19 protein-coding genes are annotated in these 16532 nt (G+C 72.8%); 15 read left to right on the top strand and 4 right to left on the bottom strand.

Going from position 1 to position 16532, the window contains the following annotated elements:
- Positions 1-34: 34 nt before the first annotated feature.
- From QPJ90_RS06845 to QPJ90_RS06785, 13 genes are all read left to right on the top strand, one after another.
- Positions 35-487: a MarR family transcriptional regulator gene (locus QPJ90_RS06845; protein WP_290133686.1), complete on the top strand. Its 453-nt coding sequence runs from the start codon at positions 35-37 to the stop codon at positions 485-487.
- 49 nt (positions 488-536) lie between these two features.
- Positions 537-962: a MarR family transcriptional regulator gene (locus QPJ90_RS06840; RefSeq protein WP_290133685.1), complete on the top strand. Its 426-nt coding sequence runs from the start codon at positions 537-539 to the stop codon at positions 960-962.
- Positions 959-2371 carry an MFS transporter gene (locus QPJ90_RS06835; RefSeq protein ID WP_290133684.1) on the top strand — a complete coding sequence of 471 codons (1413 nt, stop codon included), beginning with the start codon at positions 959-961 and terminating at the stop codon, positions 2369-2371. The genes QPJ90_RS06840 and QPJ90_RS06835 overlap by 4 nt, the downstream gene beginning before the upstream one ends.
- Positions 2372-2677: 306 nt before the next feature.
- Positions 2678-3559 (top strand): formyltetrahydrofolate deformylase, encoded by an 882-nt coding sequence (purU, locus tag QPJ90_RS06830; protein WP_290133683.1) that lies wholly within the window; start codon positions 2678-2680, stop codon positions 3557-3559.
- A 5-nt stretch (positions 3560-3564) separates the two neighbouring features.
- Entirely contained in the window at positions 3565-3963 is a 399-nt protein-coding gene (locus QPJ90_RS06825) for a YrdB family protein (RefSeq protein WP_290133682.1), read from the top strand.
- Positions 3960-5192, top strand: coding sequence for an N-acetylglucosamine-6-phosphate deacetylase (gene nagA, locus QPJ90_RS06820; protein ID WP_290133681.1), 1233 nt, complete (start codon positions 3960-3962; stop codon positions 5190-5192). The genes QPJ90_RS06825 and nagA overlap by 4 nt, the downstream gene beginning before the upstream one ends.
- Positions 5193-5247: 55 nt before the next feature.
- Positions 5248-5829, top strand: coding sequence for a sigma-70 family RNA polymerase sigma factor (locus QPJ90_RS06815; protein WP_058726132.1), 582 nt, complete (start codon positions 5248-5250; stop codon positions 5827-5829).
- On the top strand, positions 5826-6824 hold the full coding sequence (locus QPJ90_RS06810; RefSeq protein ID WP_290133680.1) for a CU044_5270 family protein: 999 nt from the start codon (positions 5826-5828) through the stop codon (positions 6822-6824). The genes QPJ90_RS06815 and QPJ90_RS06810 overlap by 4 nt, the downstream gene beginning before the upstream one ends.
- An 83-nt stretch (positions 6825-6907) precedes the next feature.
- On the top strand, positions 6908-7702 hold the full coding sequence (locus QPJ90_RS06805; protein WP_290133679.1) for a SpoIIE family protein phosphatase: 795 nt from the start codon (positions 6908-6910) through the stop codon (positions 7700-7702).
- Positions 7699-8706, top strand: a complete 1008-nt coding sequence (locus tag QPJ90_RS06800) for a BLUF domain-containing protein (RefSeq protein WP_290133678.1) — start codon at positions 7699-7701, stop codon at positions 8704-8706. The genes QPJ90_RS06805 and QPJ90_RS06800 overlap by 4 nt, the downstream gene beginning before the upstream one ends.
- Positions 8703-9332 (top strand): SRPBCC family protein, encoded by a 630-nt coding sequence (locus QPJ90_RS06795; RefSeq protein ID WP_290133677.1) that lies wholly within the window; start codon positions 8703-8705, stop codon positions 9330-9332. Before QPJ90_RS06800 ends, QPJ90_RS06795 begins: the two co-directional genes overlap by 4 nt.
- Entirely contained in the window at positions 9329-10000 is a 672-nt protein-coding gene (locus tag QPJ90_RS06790) for a DUF4166 domain-containing protein (protein ID WP_290133676.1), read from the top strand. The genes QPJ90_RS06795 and QPJ90_RS06790 overlap by 4 nt, the downstream gene beginning before the upstream one ends.
- 40 nt (positions 10001-10040) lie before the next feature.
- The gene (locus tag QPJ90_RS06785; protein WP_290133675.1) at positions 10041-10307 is read left to right on the top strand and encodes a hypothetical protein; all 267 of its coding nucleotides are present in this window, start codon (positions 10041-10043) and stop codon (positions 10305-10307) included.
- Positions 10308-10310: 3 nt separating this feature from the next.
- Here the strand turns inward: QPJ90_RS06785 and QPJ90_RS06780 are convergent, their stop codons facing one another.
- Complete coding sequence (locus QPJ90_RS06780) at positions 10311-11921, bottom strand: MFS transporter (protein WP_290133674.1); 1611 nt, start codon at positions 11919-11921, stop codon at positions 10311-10313.
- 92 nt (positions 11922-12013) lie between these two features.
- On the opposite strand from QPJ90_RS06780, the gene QPJ90_RS06775 reads away from it, so the two are divergent.
- Positions 12014-13189, top strand: coding sequence for an aminotransferase class I/II-fold pyridoxal phosphate-dependent enzyme (locus QPJ90_RS06775; protein ID WP_290133673.1), 1176 nt, complete (start codon positions 12014-12016; stop codon positions 13187-13189).
- A gap of 27 nt (positions 13190-13216) precedes the next feature.
- Here the strand turns inward: QPJ90_RS06775 and nagB are convergent, their stop codons facing one another.
- On the bottom strand, positions 13217-14002 hold the full coding sequence (gene nagB, locus QPJ90_RS06770) for a glucosamine-6-phosphate deaminase (RefSeq protein WP_290133672.1): 786 nt from the start codon (positions 14000-14002) through the stop codon (positions 13217-13219).
- Positions 14003-14059: 57 nt separating this feature from the next.
- Between nagB and QPJ90_RS06765 the strand changes: the two genes are divergently transcribed.
- The gene (locus QPJ90_RS06765; RefSeq protein ID WP_290133671.1) at positions 14060-14539 is read left to right on the top strand and encodes an NUDIX domain-containing protein; all 480 of its coding nucleotides are present in this window, start codon (positions 14060-14062) and stop codon (positions 14537-14539) included.
- A gap of 52 nt (positions 14540-14591) precedes the next feature.
- Here QPJ90_RS06765 and QPJ90_RS06760 read toward each other — a convergent pair whose 3' ends face one another.
- Positions 14592-15662 (bottom strand): ABC transporter ATP-binding protein, encoded by a 1071-nt coding sequence (locus QPJ90_RS06760; RefSeq protein WP_290133670.1) that lies wholly within the window; start codon positions 15660-15662, stop codon positions 14592-14594.
- On the bottom strand, positions 15659-16492 hold the full coding sequence (locus tag QPJ90_RS06755) for an ABC transporter permease subunit (protein ID WP_290133669.1): 834 nt from the start codon (positions 16490-16492) through the stop codon (positions 15659-15661). Before QPJ90_RS06755 ends, QPJ90_RS06760 begins: the two co-directional genes overlap by 4 nt.
- Between the last annotated feature and the right edge of the window lie 40 nt (positions 16493-16532).

Genomic DNA, 16532 nt, shown 5'->3' with positions numbered 1-16532 from the left:
CTGATACTGAACGGTACGCCGGTAGCCTGGGGTCGTGTCCCGGGAGTTCTCAGCAACGCGCGACGACGTCGACGCGATCGCCGCGTGGACGGTGATCCGCGCTGCCCGTACGCTCGCCAGGCGCCTCGGTGACGTGCTCGCGCCACTGGGGCTCAGCCCCGTCGAGTTCGGGGCGCTCGTGCAGCTGGCGGCCGGTGAGCAGCTCACCCAGGCGGAACTGGCCCGCGCGGTGGGCATCCGCCCACAGAGCGCCACCACCCTCGTCGGGGCACTCGCGGACCGCGGGCTGCTCGACCGGGGCTCCGAGCGCGGACGCGGACGGCCGTCGCGGATCACCCTGACGAGCGCCGGCCGGGCACTGCTCGCCGAGGCGTTCCCGGTCGTGCTCGCGAGCAACTCGTGGTTCGCTGACGACGGGGTACCCCTCTCCGCGATCCTCTCGCCGTTCGTCGGGGACGCCACGAGCCCGACGGACGCCGTGCCCTGATCGACAGGAAGCCTTGCCAGTTTTCCTGTCGAAGTAGTACCGTGGTGGAATGACTTCCGATGGTGCACCCGATCTCGCCAGCGCGCTGCTGACGATCCACGGCCGTATCCGCCGGACCCTGCTCACGGGCAAGTCCGACGAGGTCACCGCATCGCAGACCGCGGCGCTCGGACGCCTCCTCCGGTACGGCGAGAGCACGGTCGCCGACCTCGCCCGCGCCGAGGGTGTCCGCCCGCAGTCGATGGGCGCGACCGTCCAGGCACTCGTCGACCTCGGGTACGTCGAGCGCCGACAGGACCCCACCGACGGCCGACGGACCCTCGTCCGTGCGACCCCGGCGGGCGCAGCCGCACGCGAGGACGCGTGGTCGGCCCGCAGCCGGGTGCTCGCGGACCGCCTGGCCGCGCTCACCGCGGAGGACCGCGCGACCGTGGCCCGCTCGCTGCAGATCCTCGAACCGCTGGTCGAGCCGTGACCGCGACCGCACCCGTCCCCACGCCAGCTCCGACCGGGGAGCACGGCGGCAGCGGCTTCGGCCCGAAGCTCCTCGTCCCCGTGCTCGTCGGGCCGCTCCTCAACCCGATCAACACGACGATGGTGTCGGTCGCCCTCGCACCGATCTCCCGCGATCTCGGGATCGGTGCCGCGCAGGCGATCTGGCTCGTCGCGGCGCTGTACCTCGCGAGCGCCGTCGCCCAGCCGACGATGGGCAAGCTCGCGGACCGGTTCGGCCCGAAGAAGGTGTTCCTCTCCGGTCTCGTGATCGTCGGCGTCGCCGGGGTCGTGCCCGAGTTCCTCACCGGGTTCGGCGGTGCGGTGACGGCCCGTGTGCTCATCGGGATCGGCACGTCGTCGGCCTACCCGGCGGCGCTCACGACGCTCCGACAGCACTCGGCGCGGATCGGCAAGCCCACGCCCCCGCTCGTCCTCGGCGCGCTCTCGATCACGTCGCTCGTGTCCGCCGCAGCCGGGCCGCCGCTCGGCGGAGCGCTCATCGCGGCCTTCGGCTGGCACGCGATCTTCCTCGTCAACGTGCCGCTCGCGGTGTTCGGCATCGTGGTGTCGCTGCTGTGGCTGCCGTCCGACCGGCTGCGTCCGCAGAACGACGACGACCCGCCGGTGCTGCAGGCGCTCGACCCGGTCGGGATGCTCCTCATGACCGGGACCGTGTCGGCACTCCTGGTGTTCCTGCTCGACCTCTCGGCCGGGCTCTGGTGGCTGCTCGGGACCGCGGTCGTGCTGCTCGTCGCGCTCGTGCTGTGGGAACTGCGCGCCGTGAAGCCGTTCGTCGACGTGCGGCTGCTCGCCCGCAACGGCGCGCTGTCCCGGACGTACGTGCGGCTGTTCCTCGTGTACCTGCTCGCGTACACGATGACGTACGGCTTCTCGCAGTGGGTGCAGGACGTCGCCGGGTACTCGAGCGACGCCGCCGGGTACATCCAGCTGCCCGCGGCGATCGTCGCCGGCATCGCCTCGTTCCTGGTCGCGCGGAAGACGGCCGTCCGTGGGCCGCTCATCGCCGCGGCCGTCGTGCCGATCGTCGGCGGGCTGCTCCTGCTCCTGCTCGATTCGGGGTCCCCCGTGGCCCTGCTCGTGCTCACGCCGGCGCTGTTCGGCGTCCCGCAGGCCTTCGCGTCGGTGTCGAACCAGGCTGCGCTGTACCGGGTCGTGCCCGCGGAGTACATCGGCACCGCGGCCGGGCTCTCGCGGACGAGCGTGTACATCGGCGCGATCGGAGCGTCCTCGCTCATCGGCGGCGTGTTCGGGACGGCCCCTACCACGCCGGACCTGCACGTGCTCGCGTGGGTGATCGTCGGCGTCGCCGTCGCCGCGAGCGTCCTGACGATCGCGGACCGCGCGCTCGCCCGGCCGCAGGCCCGCTGATCGAGCCGGTCCGCAGCCGCGCGCGCACGCGGGCGCCGCCGGCGCCGCACAACCAAAGACGCAGCGAACCGCGTCGATTCGCGGTTCGCTGCGTTTTTTGGTTGTGCGCCGGGGCGGCGCCCCGTCGTCGGCAGTGCGCCCGGGCGGCGCCCCCGGCGCTGATGCAACCGCCTCGCGAGCGCGGGCCGACGGACGGAGGCGACCGGTGCCTCCAGGCCGACCGCTGGGACACAGGGCGACCCGCCGGAACGGCCCACGTCCACGACCACGACCAGCGCGCGGCAGCACGCCCGGTACCCTGATCCGGTGACCGACCCGACGCCCGCGACCACCGCGACGACGCCCACGCACTGGACCCTCACGCTCGTCTGCGACGACCGCCCCGGGATCGTGCACGCCGTGTCCGGAGCCGTCGTCGCCGCGCAGGGCAACATCACCGAGTCGCAGCAGTTCTCCAGCGCGGACACGAACACGTTCTTCATGCGCCTCCAGGTCATGGCACCGGTCGACCGCGAGGCCTTCGAGGAGGCCCTCGCCCCCGTCGTCCAGCGCTACGACGCCCGCGTCCAGCTCGACGTCGTCGGCCGGCCGCTCCGCACGCTCGTCCTCGTGTCGAAGGCCGGGCACTGCCTCAACGACCTGCTCTACCGGCAGCGCGGCGGCCAGCTCCCGATCGAGGTACCGCTCGTGCTGTCGAACCACGCCGACCTGCAGGAGCTGGCGTCGTTCTACTCCGTGCCGTTCGAGCACCGGCCGGTGACCGACGCGGAGAGCAAGCACGACATGGAGCAGCGGATCCTCGAGGCCGTGGACGAGCACGACATCGAGCTCGTCGTCCTCGCCCGGTACATGCAGATCCTGTCGCCGGGGCTCTGCGCGGCGCTCGAGGGACGCGCGGTGAACATCCACCACTCGTTCCTGCCCGGCTTCAAGGGCGCGAACCCGTACCGGCAGGCGCACGCCCGCGGGGTGAAGCTCATCGGGGCGACGGCGCACTTCGTCACGAGTGACCTCGACGAGGGGCCGATCATCGAGCAGAACGTCGTCCGTGTGGACCACACGAAGGACCCCGGCGAGCTCGTGTCGATCGGGCAGGACGAGGAGTCCCGCACGCTCACCCAGGCCGTCCGGTGGATCGCCGAGGACCGCGTGCTCCTCGACGGCGCCCGCACCATCATCTTCAAGTAGGAACCGTGTCCGCACCGCAGAGCCCCGTCGACTGGTCCGAGACCCCCGATCCGCACGCCGTCCAGCCTCGCCGCTTCGGGGCGTGGGACGTGCTGCGCGCGGTGATGTGCGCGTTCGGGCTGTACTCGCTCGGGTACTGGGGCTACCTCGCCTGGCCGTACCCGCTGCCGGCGGTGTTCTTCATCGTCGGCGCACCGCTCTTCGCCGCGGTCGTCTGGTTCTTCTTCCGCTCGCCGCGCTCGCCGATCGAGACGGACATCGTCGGCAAGACGATCGTCGAGGTCGCACTCGTCGTCGCCGCCGGCGCCGCCTGGGTGTCGATCGGGCACCCGGTCGTGGGGCTCGTGTTCGTGGTCGTCGCGGCGCTCTCCGGCGTGGCGCAGTTCCGTCGGGAGACGCGGTGACCGGCATCGCCGACGGGTCCGCCGGGTCCGTCGGCGCTTCCGCCGTGAACGGTTCCGCTGTCGTGGGATCCGGCGTCGGCGGGCGCGGCCTGGAGGCGCGGCGCACGCTGGTCCGGTCGGCCCGCGTCGTCGACGCCGGCGGCTCCACGGCCGACGGGTGGGTCCTCCTCGACGGCGACGTCATCCGCGCGGTCGGCTCCGGCCCCGAGGCCCCCACGGCGGACGAGGTCGTCGACCTGGGCGACGCCGTCCTGGTGCCCGGGTTCGTCGACCTGCACGGGCACGGTGGTGGCGGTGCAGCCTACGAGGACGACTCCTTCGCGGCCGCGCTCGCGGTGCACCGGAGGCACGGCACGACCCGGTCGGTCCTGTCGCTCGTCGCGAACCCACTGCCCTCCCTCGTCGGCTCGCTCGCCCAGGTCCGTTCGGTGATGGCCACGGATCCCCTGGTGCTCGGTGTGCACCTGGAGGGGCCGTTCCTGTCGCCGCAGAACAAGGGCGCCCACAACCCGGACTTCCTGGTCGACCCGAGCCCGGACGCCGTCGACGCCCTGCTCGAGGCAGGCTCCGGGGTGATCCGCCAGGTGACGATCGCCCCGGAGCTCCCGGGAGCGACCCGCGCCATCGAACGCTTCGTCGCGGCGGGCGTGGTCGTCGCGGTCGGCCACACGGTGTGCTCGTACGACCAGGCGCGGGCCGCGTTCGACGCCGGCGCGACCCTGCTCACGCACGCGTGCAACGCCATGCCGGGGATCCACCACCGCGCGCCGGGCCCGATCCCCGCCGCGGTGGCCGACGACCGGGTCACACTCGAACTCATCCTCGACGGCGTGCACGTGCACCCGTCGGTGGCGAGGATGCTGCTGGCCGCAGCGCCGGACCGCGTCGCGCTCGTCACCGACGCGATGGGGGCCGCCGGAGCCGCGGACGGCTCCTACACGCTCGGGTCGCTCGCCGTGACCGTCTCGGAGGGGGTCGCCCTCGTCGCAGGGACCGACACGATCGCCGGGTCGACGCTCACGCAGGACCAGGCACTCCGCAACGCGGTCACGCTCGCGGACCGGCCACTGCCCGACGCCGTGGGCGCGCTCACCTCGGTGCCGGCTCGGGCGCTCGGGCTCGGCGACCACCTCGGCCGGATCGCCCCCGGGTACGCCGCCGACCTCGTCGCGCTGACGCCGTCGCTCGAGGTGACACGGGTGTGGGGCGCCGGGCGCGCGATCGGCTGACCGGCCGGTCTGTCACACGGAGGCCCTCCCGGACACTCACTGTTCGGAGGCAATCGTGAACACACCAAGGGGGCCGGGCACCGTCCCGGACACAGCACTCGTCGCCGCCGTCGCGACGGGCGACGGCGAGGCGTACACCGCGCTGCTCGACCGGCACTCGCGGGCGGTCTTCCGCTACGCGTGGGGGCTCGCCGACGAACGGTCGGACGTCGACGACATCGTCCAGGAGACGTTCCTCGTCGCGTGGCGCCGGCGGAAGGACATCGGAGTCGTCGGTGCGTCTGCACTGCCGTGGCTGCTGACCACGACGCGGTTCGTGGCGATGAACGCGAACCGGCAGCGACGGTCCACCCGCACCGACGAGGTCGACGAGCACAGCGGCGCGTCCGAGGCCTGGTACCGCCAGGTCGCACACGACGAGGCCGTCCAGCAGCTGCGGTGGGTCCGCGCGGAGATCGCCGCGCTCGACTCACCCGACCGGGAACTCTGCGAGCTCTGCCTGCTCCAGGGCCGGTCCTACGACGAGGCCGCCGCGATGCTCGGCCTCACCACCACGAACGCGCGCAAGCGCATCCAACGGTCCCGCGCGAAGCTGAGGTCGAGCCGCGCGCTGCACGAGATGGAGCAGACACTGTGATCACCGCACCGCCGCCCGAGGGCGCCGCCCTCGACGAAGCCATCCGTCCGATCCGACGTGCGGTGCTCGACCGCACCGTCCACCGTCGTCGTCGCCGCTCCCGCTGGACCCTCGGAACGGTCGGGTCCGTCGCAGCGGTCACCGCCCTCGCGACCGTGATCGTCGGTGGGAACCTCACCGGCACCACGGACCGCGTACCCGTCGTGGGGTCGCACCCGCAGGCAGCCACCGCCGCCGAGGTCCTGCACAAGGCCGCCGACGAGACCGTCCTGGCGAGCGACCCGACCGTCGGGCCCGGCCAGTACCTCGAGGTGTCGACGAAACGGGAGAGTCAGGGGTTCTTCGGTGACGCGAACGAGTACTCCGCGCTCGTGCCGTACACGGTCACCGTCTACCGACCCGCTGACGTGTCTGCCGAGTGGACGCTCGTGCGCACGTCCGGCGAACCGACGCGGTTCTTCCCTGCCGCGTCCGCGACCGAGGCGGCCGCGGAGTGGAAGCGCGAAGGGTCGCCGTACCCGACCGAGACGCTGCACGGAGCAGGCGGCCGCTTCGAGGGGTACTCGGACTGGACGCCGGCGCACCTGGCCGAGATGCCGCGGGACCCGGACGAGCTGTACACGTGGGTGTCGGAGCACGCCACCGGTTCCGTGAGCCACGAGGAGGCGATGACGACGCTGATCTCCGACGACCTCGCCACCGGGCTCGTGCCTGCGGACCTCCGCAGCGCGATGTACGAGGTGCTCGCGAAGATCCCCGGGACGACGATCACCCACGACGCGGTGACGCTCGACGGGCGCACCGGGACGGCGATCGGCCGGGACGAGCCGAACCGGGACGGGGAGCACTCGGAGATCGTGATCGACCCCGACACCGGTGCGTACCTCGGGTCGCGGACGTTGACCGGCTCGGCGAGCCGGGTACTCCCGAAGGGGGCGGTGCTCGACTCGTCCGCGGTGACGACGTCCGTGGTGGACAGCGTCCCCGCGGACTGAGCGCCGAGCGCGGGAGCGGCGTCCGGGTCCTCCCGGGCGCCGCTCCCGCGCATCCTGGACACGCCGCACGGTAGGTTGCGGGAGTGGGTTCCCTGCAGGACGTCTACGACGACGAGGACGCCGGTCTCGACCGTGACGGTCGGCTGCGTGCCGTGCAGGCCGCGCTCCTCCCCAGGACGACCGCGACGGTCCCCGGATGGACGGCGGCACACGTCTGGCGGGCCGCGTCCGACGTGTCCGGCGACCTCGCGGACGTCTCGGTCGGGCCGGACGGGCGCACCGCGACGATCACGCTCGGGGACGTCATGGGCAAGGGCGTCCCCGCCGGGCTCCTGGCCGCGCACCTGCTCGGCACGATCGACGCCCTGGCCCGCGAGGCACCGGCCGTCACCGTCGAGGGCGCCGAGAACGCCGTGCGCTCCCGCCTGGAACGGGCGGCTGCGTTCGCGACCCTGTTCCACGCCCGGATCCGACTGCACGACGGCTCGGTCGAGTTCATCGATGCCGGGCACGGCTTCGCAGCGGTCGCCCACGCGGGAGGCGAGACCGTGCGCATCCCGTCGGTGGACCTTCCCGTCGGCCTGCAGCCCCGGGGGTTCGCGCGACTGCCCCGGCACCTCGACCTCAGCCCGGGCGACGTCCTCGTCGTCGCGTCCGACGGCATCCTCGAACTCCCGGACGCGAGCTTCGGCACACTGACCGACCTCGCGGCACGGCTCGCGCACGAGCGGTCGTTGGCCCAGGGGCTGCGGGCCTTCCTCCGCACCGTCCCGGAGACCATCAGCGACGACCTCACCATCGTCGCGATCCGCCGAGACCCCGTCCGTGCCCAGGCACCGACCGACCCCTCGACCACCGACGGAGAGCTCGACCGATGACCCTCTCGACACTCGTCTTCACGGCTGCCCGGACGGGGCGCCTCAGCCACGACGACCTCGTCCGTCTGCTGCCGGTCGAGCGGGCCAGGAACGCCGAGCTCGGGATCACCGGTGTCCTCGCGCTCGACGACGCGAACGTCCTCGGCGTCGTCGAGGGGCCGGACGACGTGGTGCGAGCGCGGGTGCACGAGGTCGCGTCCGATCCGGCGAACGTCGACGTCCAGGTCCTCCTCGACGACCCCATCGAGGAGCGGACGTTCCCCGACTGGTCGATGGCGTTCCGCACGGACGACCCGGCCGTGCGGTCGATGGACGGCTTCGAGGACCTCTTCGCCGAGGACCGCGCGCCCGACCCCGCGGCCGACACCTCGCGGTCGCGGGCATTGCTCGAGTGGTTCCGACGGACGCCGCCGGAACAGCTCTCGACCCGCCGGTCGACCGCGCCCGTCCGCGACCGCGTGCTCCGGGCATCGATCGACGTGCTTCGCGACGTCGGTCCCACCCGTTCGTCCCTCGACGCCGTCGCCGAGCGGGCGGGGCTCCCGCGCGACACCGTGACCGCGAACTTCCCGACGATGCCGGCGCTCCTCGCCGCCACGCTCGCGACCTGGCTCGACCACGTGACCGCGCCGCTGGCACCCGTCGCACGCGCGGAGGGCACGGTGCCGTGGCTGCGCGCGCTGGTCGTCGCGTTCGCCGCTGAGCCAGCACTCGACCGGCTCATCGTCGCGGCGCTCGCCCCGGCCGCCGATCCCGGGGAACCAGCCGGGGGCGACTTCCTGGTCAGCTACCGCGCCTTCCGCGACGGCATCCGGCTCGCACTCGAGCAGGACGTCGCGGTCGGCCGTCTCCCGGCGACCCTCGACCCGGGCGTCGGAGCGCAGCAGCTCCTGGCCCTGTTCGACGGGCTGCGTATCCAGAACCTCTTCGACCCGGAGCCGGACGTCGCGGAGACGTTCGCCCGTGCCGCCGACCGACTCCGACGAGGGTGGGCAGCGTCGTGAGGAACCGGGGCATCTCCGTCGAGGCCGTGATCGCGGCGGACATCGAGCGGGTGTGGGCGGCGACGCAGGACCCGACCCAGCACGTGCGGTGGGACGTCCGGTTCTCGGAGATCCTGCCCGAACGTGACGCCGACCAGGACGCCGTGCGGTTCACCTACGTCCGACGGTCCCCCGTGCACGACGTCCACGGCACCGGTGTGAGCATCGGCGAGCGCCGACGTCCCGACGGCACCAGGACCTCCGCGCTCCGGTTCTCGACCCCGGACCCGCTGTCGCCGATCCGCTCCGGCCGTGGCTACTGGCGGTACGTCCCCACCGACGACGGCCGCACGCGGTTCATCACCGGCTACGACTACGACAGCGGCTGGGGTCCGCTCGACCTCGTCGTCCGCCCGCTCCTCGGGTGGGCGACCGCCTGGAGCTTCGATCGGCTCCGCGTCTGGCTGGAGGGTGGTGGCGAACCGGAGGCCTGGCCGCTCACCTCGGTCCTGCAGCCCTGGCGCCGGGGCCGGCCCCGTGCCTCCAGGACGCTCCGCGCACCCGCTGGCGGGTCCCGACGAGCCGACCACCTGCACGACGCGCCTGCCACGTTGGCAGCGCTCCCCGACCCGGAAGGCAACCCGTGACCTCCGTGTTCGAAGCGGCGCTAGGTGCCGACTTCCAGCGGCTCCACCCCATGATGCAGCGCCGGTTCGGCGTCGGGCTCGACGCGGCCGAGGCGTGCACGGGGCGCGGCGTGATGGCATCGATCCGTCGCGGACCGTGGTGGACCGTGCCGTTCCTGCAGATCGGGCGGCTGCGGAACATCCTCGTGCCCGACGTCGGGACGGACGTGCCGTTCACGATCGAGAACTACCCGTACCGTGACCGCTACGGCCGCGAGACGGTGACGTTCGTGCGGACCTACACGACGAAGCCCGGACGGACCGCTCGCTTCGACGCGACGATGGTGCTCGTGGACGGACGGGTGCTCGACTACCTCGGATCGCACCAGCACCTGGCGGTGGACCTCGACCTCTCGGTCGACGAGCGCGGCGGTCTCGTCCTGCGGTCCGACGCGCAGCGCTTCTACGAGGGGCCGATCGCCTTCCGCTTCCCGATGCTCTTCAGCGGGCGGGCGACCCTGCACGAGTGGTGGTCGGACGAGGACGAGGCGTTCCACGTCGACCTCGAGGTGCACAACCGCGTGTTCGGGTTCCTCTTCGGGTACCGCGGCACGTTCACGTGCGAGTGGTCGCCGGCGACGGACGCCCCGGAGCGGTTGAAGCCGGTGCGGACCGAGCTCCGGACCTGACCGGGCCCATCGCGGCTGTGGTGGGTGCACGATGAACTGTATGGGCGTCGATGCCGTCGCAGCCGCGCTGGTCGAGCGCGCCCGGGCGGTCGGGCAGGCCGTGGTGCGCACTGACGCGGCCACCCCGGTCGCCGAGCTCCGCACCGCCGTCCGACGGACCGCGCGAGCGCGAGGCGCCTCCGTCCGGACCGGCATGGTCGATGACGTGCTCGCCGTCGTCCGTGCGGACGCCCCGCTGTGGGACGCTTCGACGGCCGAGATGCGGCGCGTGCTCACGGCACCCGACGAGCCCGGCGTCGTCGGCTGACCGTCAGACGGACGCCGCGGTCCCGCGCACCTTCCCCACGACGACGTCCACGATGCCCGCCACGAGCGCGGCGGCGACGAACACGAGCGCGACCCCGAGGCCGAGCGGCAGCCCCTGCCCGTAGTCGCCCTTCGAACTGGCGAGTGCCGAGTAGAAGACGCTGCCGACCGCCGCGATGCCGATGGCCGAGCCGACGCGGGCGCCGACCTGGATGAGACCACCGGCGGAGCCGCCCTGCTGGACCGGCACCTCGGACAGTGTGAGGGTCTGGTTCGGGGAGATCGTGAGGCCGGACCCGACACCCGCGACGAGCAGCGGCACGACGAGCCACCAGCCGAGGTCGGAGCGGTAGTGGTTCGCGACGACCCAGATCACGCCGCCGAGCCCGAGCAGCACGAGGACGGTGCCGACGACGATGAGCTGCCGCCCGAAGCGGTGCACGATCCGGCCACCGATCGTCGACGCGATGCCGGACCCGATCGCGAACGGCACCGATGACAGGCCGGCGAGCAGGGCGGAGTACCCCAGGCCGGACTGGAGGGCCAGCGTCAGGACGAAGAAGAGCGGGGTGAACCCGGCGAAGTACAGCGTCGCGAGACCGACGCCGAGCGAGAACGACCGGCGGCGGAACAGGGCGAGGTCGATGACCGGCTCCTTGCTCTTGCCGTAGTGCCGCTCCCACAGCACGAAGAGCACGGCGAACACGACCGCGACGACCACGAGCCAGTACTTCGCGTTGCCCTTCCACACCTCGGACTGCACGAACGGCAGCAGGAGCGCGACCACGGCGGCTCCGAGCAGCACGATCCCGATCGGGTCGAAGTCGTGCTTCCGGCCACGCTCGGCCGTCGCCGCCGCGGGGAGGTACCGGAAGGCCAGGAGGATCGTGACGAGCCCGACGGGCAGGTTCACGAAGAACACGAACCGCCACCCGTTCTCGGTGCCGAACGCCGTGATGAGCAGCCCTCCGACGAGGGGGCCGATCGCGGTGGCGATGCCCACGGTGGCGCCGAAGAGCCCGAACGCCGTACCACGCTCCTTGCCGCGGAACAGCTGCTGGATGAGGGCGGTGACCTGCGGCGTGAGCAGGCCGCCCGCGAAGCCCTGCACGAGCCGCGCGATCACGAGCACGAGTCCGTTCGGTGCGAAGCCGCAGAGGGCGCTCGCGAGCGTGAACAGCCCGACGCCGATGACGAACATGCGTCGGCGGCCGGAGGCGTCGCCGAGTCGGCCGCCGGGCACGAGCAGGAGTCCGAACGCGAGGGCGTAGCCGGAGAGGATCCACTGCACGGCCTCGGGGGTGGCACCGGGCAGGCCGGACGAGATCGACTGCAGCGCGACGTTGACGATCGACACGTCGAGGAGCACGATGCCACCGCCGAGGAGGCAGATGACGAGGGCCTTCCAGCGGTTCGGGTCCGGCTGATCACCGCCCCTGTCGCCGCCGGCGTCCCGGCCGGCGGGCGACGCGGGAGCGGCCGACCGGGCCGGAGGCGCGGACGAGGGGGTCGACGGCGCAGCGGGCGTCTCGACGGCCGCCGCGTGGTGCGCGGCGTGGTGTGCGACGGTGGGAGCCGCATCGGGCTCGACGGGTTTGCGGTGTTCGGCAGCCATGACACCGCCACGGTAGGCGCGGCGGGCGCGGCGGCTCGCAGCGTGCGGGACCTGCGCGTACCCCGACGGCGTGACGCTGCGAGGATGTCTGCATGAGCGTCATGGTCTCCGCGTTCGACGCGCACCACACCCGCACGAGCGAGAAGTACACGGCCTTCCCGCCGGAGGTCCTCCCGATGTTCGTCGCCGAGATGGACTCGGTGCTCGCCGAACCGGTCCGGGACGCGCTCGTCGCGGCGGTCACGAACGGCGACACCGGCTACGTGGGACACGGCCGAGCGCTGCCCGAGGCGTTCGCCGACTTCGCAGCCGACCGGTGGTCGTGGCGCGTCGACCCCGACCTCGTCCGGACGACCACGGACGTGTCGGTCGCCGCGGTGGAGACGCTCCGACGGATCATCGAACCGGGCGATCGTGTCGTCATCATGCCGCCCGTGTACCCGCCGTTCTGGGACTACGTGACCGAGGCCGGCGGAACCACGGCCGAGGTCCCCCTGCTGCCGCCGGCGGAGGGAGCGGGTGACACCACCGGCGCGACCACGGCCGACTGGCGGATGGACCTCGACGGCGTCCGCGCGGCCCTCGCGGACGGCGTCCGGACGATCCTGCTCTGCAACCCGCACAACCCCCTCGGCCTCGTGCACCCCCGAGACGAGCTCGCAGCCCTGGCCCGCCTCGCCGCGGAGTACGACGCCGTGGTGGTGTCCGACGAGATCCACGCGCCGCTGACCCACGCCGACGCGGTCTTCACGCCGTTCCTCGACTCGTGCCCGGAAGCCGCCGACCTCGGCGTCGCCCTGACCAGCGCGAGCAAGGCGTGGAACCTCGCCGGGACGAAGTGCGCGCTCATGGTCGGGGCGTCGGAGCGAGCGCGGACGTGGTTCGACGGCATGCCGACCGAGGTCGTCGAACGCACCGGGATCCTCGGATACACCGCGAGCGTGGCGGCGTTCCGCGCGGGCGGGCCGTGGCTCGCGTCGCTGCTCACCGAGCTCACCGTGAACCGGCGGACACTGGCCGAACGGCTCGACGAGGTGCTGCCCGGCGCGCGGTACCGGCAGCCGCAGGCGTCCTACCTCGCCTGGATCGACCTCGGCGCACTGCCGTTCGGCGACGACCCCGCTGCGGTCCTGCTGGACCGGTCGGAGGTCGCGCTGTCACGCGGGCTCGACTTCGGCAGGCAGGGAGCAGGACACGTGCGCCTGAACTTCGGCTGCTCCGCCGAGACGCTCGACGAAGCACTCCGGCGGCTCAGCGCGGTGCGCTGAGCCGAGCCCGAGCCACCGCGAGCCGGGTCACTCGAACCGCTGCCACTCCGGCTTGTTGTCGTACGTGTACCGGTAGTAGTCCGCGAGCCGGAGTCCGGCGGCGGCTTCCTCGTCGACGACGACGGTCGCGTGCTGGTGCAGCTGCAGCGCCGACCCGGGCACGAACGACGACAGCGGCCCCTCGACCGCGGCGGCGACGGCGTCCGCCTTCGCCGAGCCCTGCGCGACGAGGACGAGCTCGCCGGCCTCGAGGATCGTCCCGAGGCCCTGGGTCATGCAGTGCGTCGGCACCTGGTCCGGGGAGTCGAAGAACCGGGCGTTCGCCTCGCGCGTGGACGGTGCGAGGGTCTTGATGCGCGTGCGGGACGCGAACGACGACGTCGGCTCGTTGAAGCCGATGTGCCCGTTGGCCCCGATGCCGAGGATCTGCACGTCGACCCCGCCCGCGGCGCGGATCGCGGCGTCGTACTCCTTCGCGGCGAACTCGAGGTCGGCGGCGCGGCCGTCCGGCACACGGACCCGCGTCGGCTCGAAGCCGAGTGGGCCGACGACGTCACGGGCGATGACGGAAGCGTAGGACTCCGGGTGCTCGAGCGGGATCCCGACGTACTCGTCGAGGGCGAACCCGCGGGCCTCGGCGAACGAGATCTCGCCGGCCTCGACGCGCCGCTGCAGGTCGGCGTAGATGCCCTGCGGGCTGGACCCGGTCGCGAGACCGATGACGGCGGACGGCTTCTTCGCGACGACGGACGCGATCTTGGCCGCGGCGACGCGACCGACCTCCGCCGGCGTGGGCAGGATGATGATCTCCACGGTCTCACCCTACTGGTCATGACCAGTCCGCGACAGGGTGTGCCGTAGCGTGGGTGCGTGCCGACCCCCGACTTCGTCCTGTCCCTCCGCGAGCGCATCGGGAACCACCCGCTCTGGCTCACCGGCGTCACCGCCGTGGTCACGCGCGGATTGGGTGCGGACCGCGAGCTCCTGGTCGTCCGACGGGCCGACACGGGTGCGTACACGCCGGTGACCGGCATCGTCGACCCCGGTGAGGAACCGGCCGTGGCCGCGGCACGCGAGGTCCTCGAGGAAGCCGACGTCGTCGCGGAGGCCGAGCGGCTCGCCTGGGTGCAGGTGCTCCCGGAGATGACGTACCCGAACGGTGACCGGGCGCAGTACCTCGACCTCGTGTTCGCGTTCCGCTACGTCTCGGGCACGCCCTTCCCCGCGGACGGCGAGAACACCGAGGCGTTCTGGGCGCGGCTCGACGCCCTCCCGCCCATGTCGGCGGACATGCGCGCCCGCGTCGACGCCGCGCTGGCGGACGAGGTGGCGACGCGCTTCCAGCGCTGACGGGCGGACGGGAGGCGCGTTGCGGGGTCGCACCGCGCCTCCCGTCCGGTGCTCAGTGCGTGGGCGCGGTGCGCTTCCCCACGGGCGCGACCGCGACCGGTGCGCCGGTCAGGCGCACGGCGACCGGGTCGCCGGCCGCGCGCCGGTCACCGACCTCGTGCTGGACGGTGACGATGGTGTCGTCGTCGAGGCGGACGGTCGTGCGGCGGATCGACCCGAGGAAGCTCGACGAGACGACCGTGCCGGTGATGCCCTCCGCGGCGAAGGTCACGTCCTCGGGGCGGACGTAGGCGACCACCGGGCCGTCCGCCGCCGTGCGGTCGATCGCCGGCACCGTGAAGCCGTACACGAACACGTCGCCGCCGCGGAGGTCGCCGTGCATCCGGTTCGACTGCCCGACGAAGTCCGCCGTGAACGCCGAGGCCGGAGCGCGGTAGAGCTCCTCGGGGGTGCCGACCTGCTCGATGTCCCCGGCCCGCATGACCGCGATCCGGTCGGAGACGGCGAGCGCCTCCTCCTGGTCGTGGGTGACGAAGACGGTCGTGATGCCGAGGTCGCTCTGGATGCGGCGGATCTCGTCGCGGAGCGAGACCCGGACCTTGGCGTCGAGCGCGGAGAGCGGTTCGTCGAGCAGGAGTACCCGGGGGCGGGTGACGAGAGCCCGGGCGAGGGCGACCCGCTGCTGCTGCCCGCCCGAGAGCTGGTGCGGGTACCGGTCGGCGAACTCGGCGAGGTGGACCATGTCGAGCGCCTCGATGACGCGCTCGCGACGGGCGGCTACCGGGACCTTCCGCATCTCGAGGCCGAACGCGACGTTCTGCCGCACCGTCATGTGCGGGAACAGCGAGTACTGCTGGAACACCATGCCGATGTCGCGGCGGTTGACCGGCACGCTGCTGACGTCCGAGCCGTCGATGCGGATGGTGCCGGCGTCGACGGCCTCGAGGCCCGCGAGTGCCCGGAGGGCCGTGGTCTTGCCGCAGCCGGACGGCCCGAGGAGCGAGACGAACTCGCCGGGCTCGATCCGGAGCGACAGTCCGGCGAGGGCCCGGTGGGCGCCGTAGTGCTTCTCGACGCCGACGAGCTCGACCGTGGCGGGTGCGACGGGGGCGGTGGTGGTCATGCGGACTCCTTCGGGCCGCGCCGGCGGTGCGCGCCGACCCGGCCGATGACGACGAGCAGCACGAACCCGAAGAGGAGTGCTGCGAGCGAGAAGATCGCGGCGACGTACGGGTCGGTCGACTGCACGAGCAGCAGCGCCGTCTGGAACGTCGTGCGGGAGAGGAACGAGGCGAGGGTGTACTCGCCGAGGACGACCGTGATCGTGAGGAAGCACGCGGCGGTGATCCCGCGTCGGAGGTTCGGCAGGAGGACGCGCCACGTCACGGTCCACCACGAGGCGCCGAGCGACCGGGCGGCCTCGGACAGGACGGCGACGTCCATCGCCGTCAGCGCGGCCGCGATGGGGCGGAACGCGAACGGCAGCGACACGATGCCGATCGCGAACGCGAGCGTCCAGGCGCCGGACCCGAACACCTGCGACACCACCTGGTACACGGGGATGAACCCGACGACGAGCACCACCACGGGGACCGTGATCGGCACGATGCACACGAACTCGAGCACCCGACGGAGCCTCGGGTAGCGGAGTGCGGTGATGATCTGCGCGGGCAGGAGCACCAGGAGCACGATCGCCACCGTGATGACGGCGATGAGCAGCGAGGCGCCGAGGCCCTCGAACACCGGCTGGTAGGTCGCGGCGTTCACCGGGTCGGTGAGCGCCGTGTAGTGGTCGAGGGTCAGGCCGCCGTCGGTGCCCTGGCGGAACGTGAACTGCAGGAGCGCGACGAGGGGGAGGGCGAAGACGAGGCCGACCACGACCAGCACGATCGCGGCGGTGACCCGGGACGGGGCCGGGCCGAACCGGCGGGGGCGACCCGTGCCTCTCCCCACCGGCTCGGCCGGTCCGCCGCTGGCGCGTCGCCCCGGGACC

Origin of the sequence: Curtobacterium sp. 458 (assembly GCF_030406605.1) — a bacterium.
Classification (GTDB): Bacteria; Actinomycetota; Actinomycetes; order Actinomycetales; family Microbacteriaceae; genus Curtobacterium.
The sequence above is the reverse complement of the archived record's forward strand: the minus strand, read 5'-3'. Positions and strand labels throughout refer to the sequence as shown.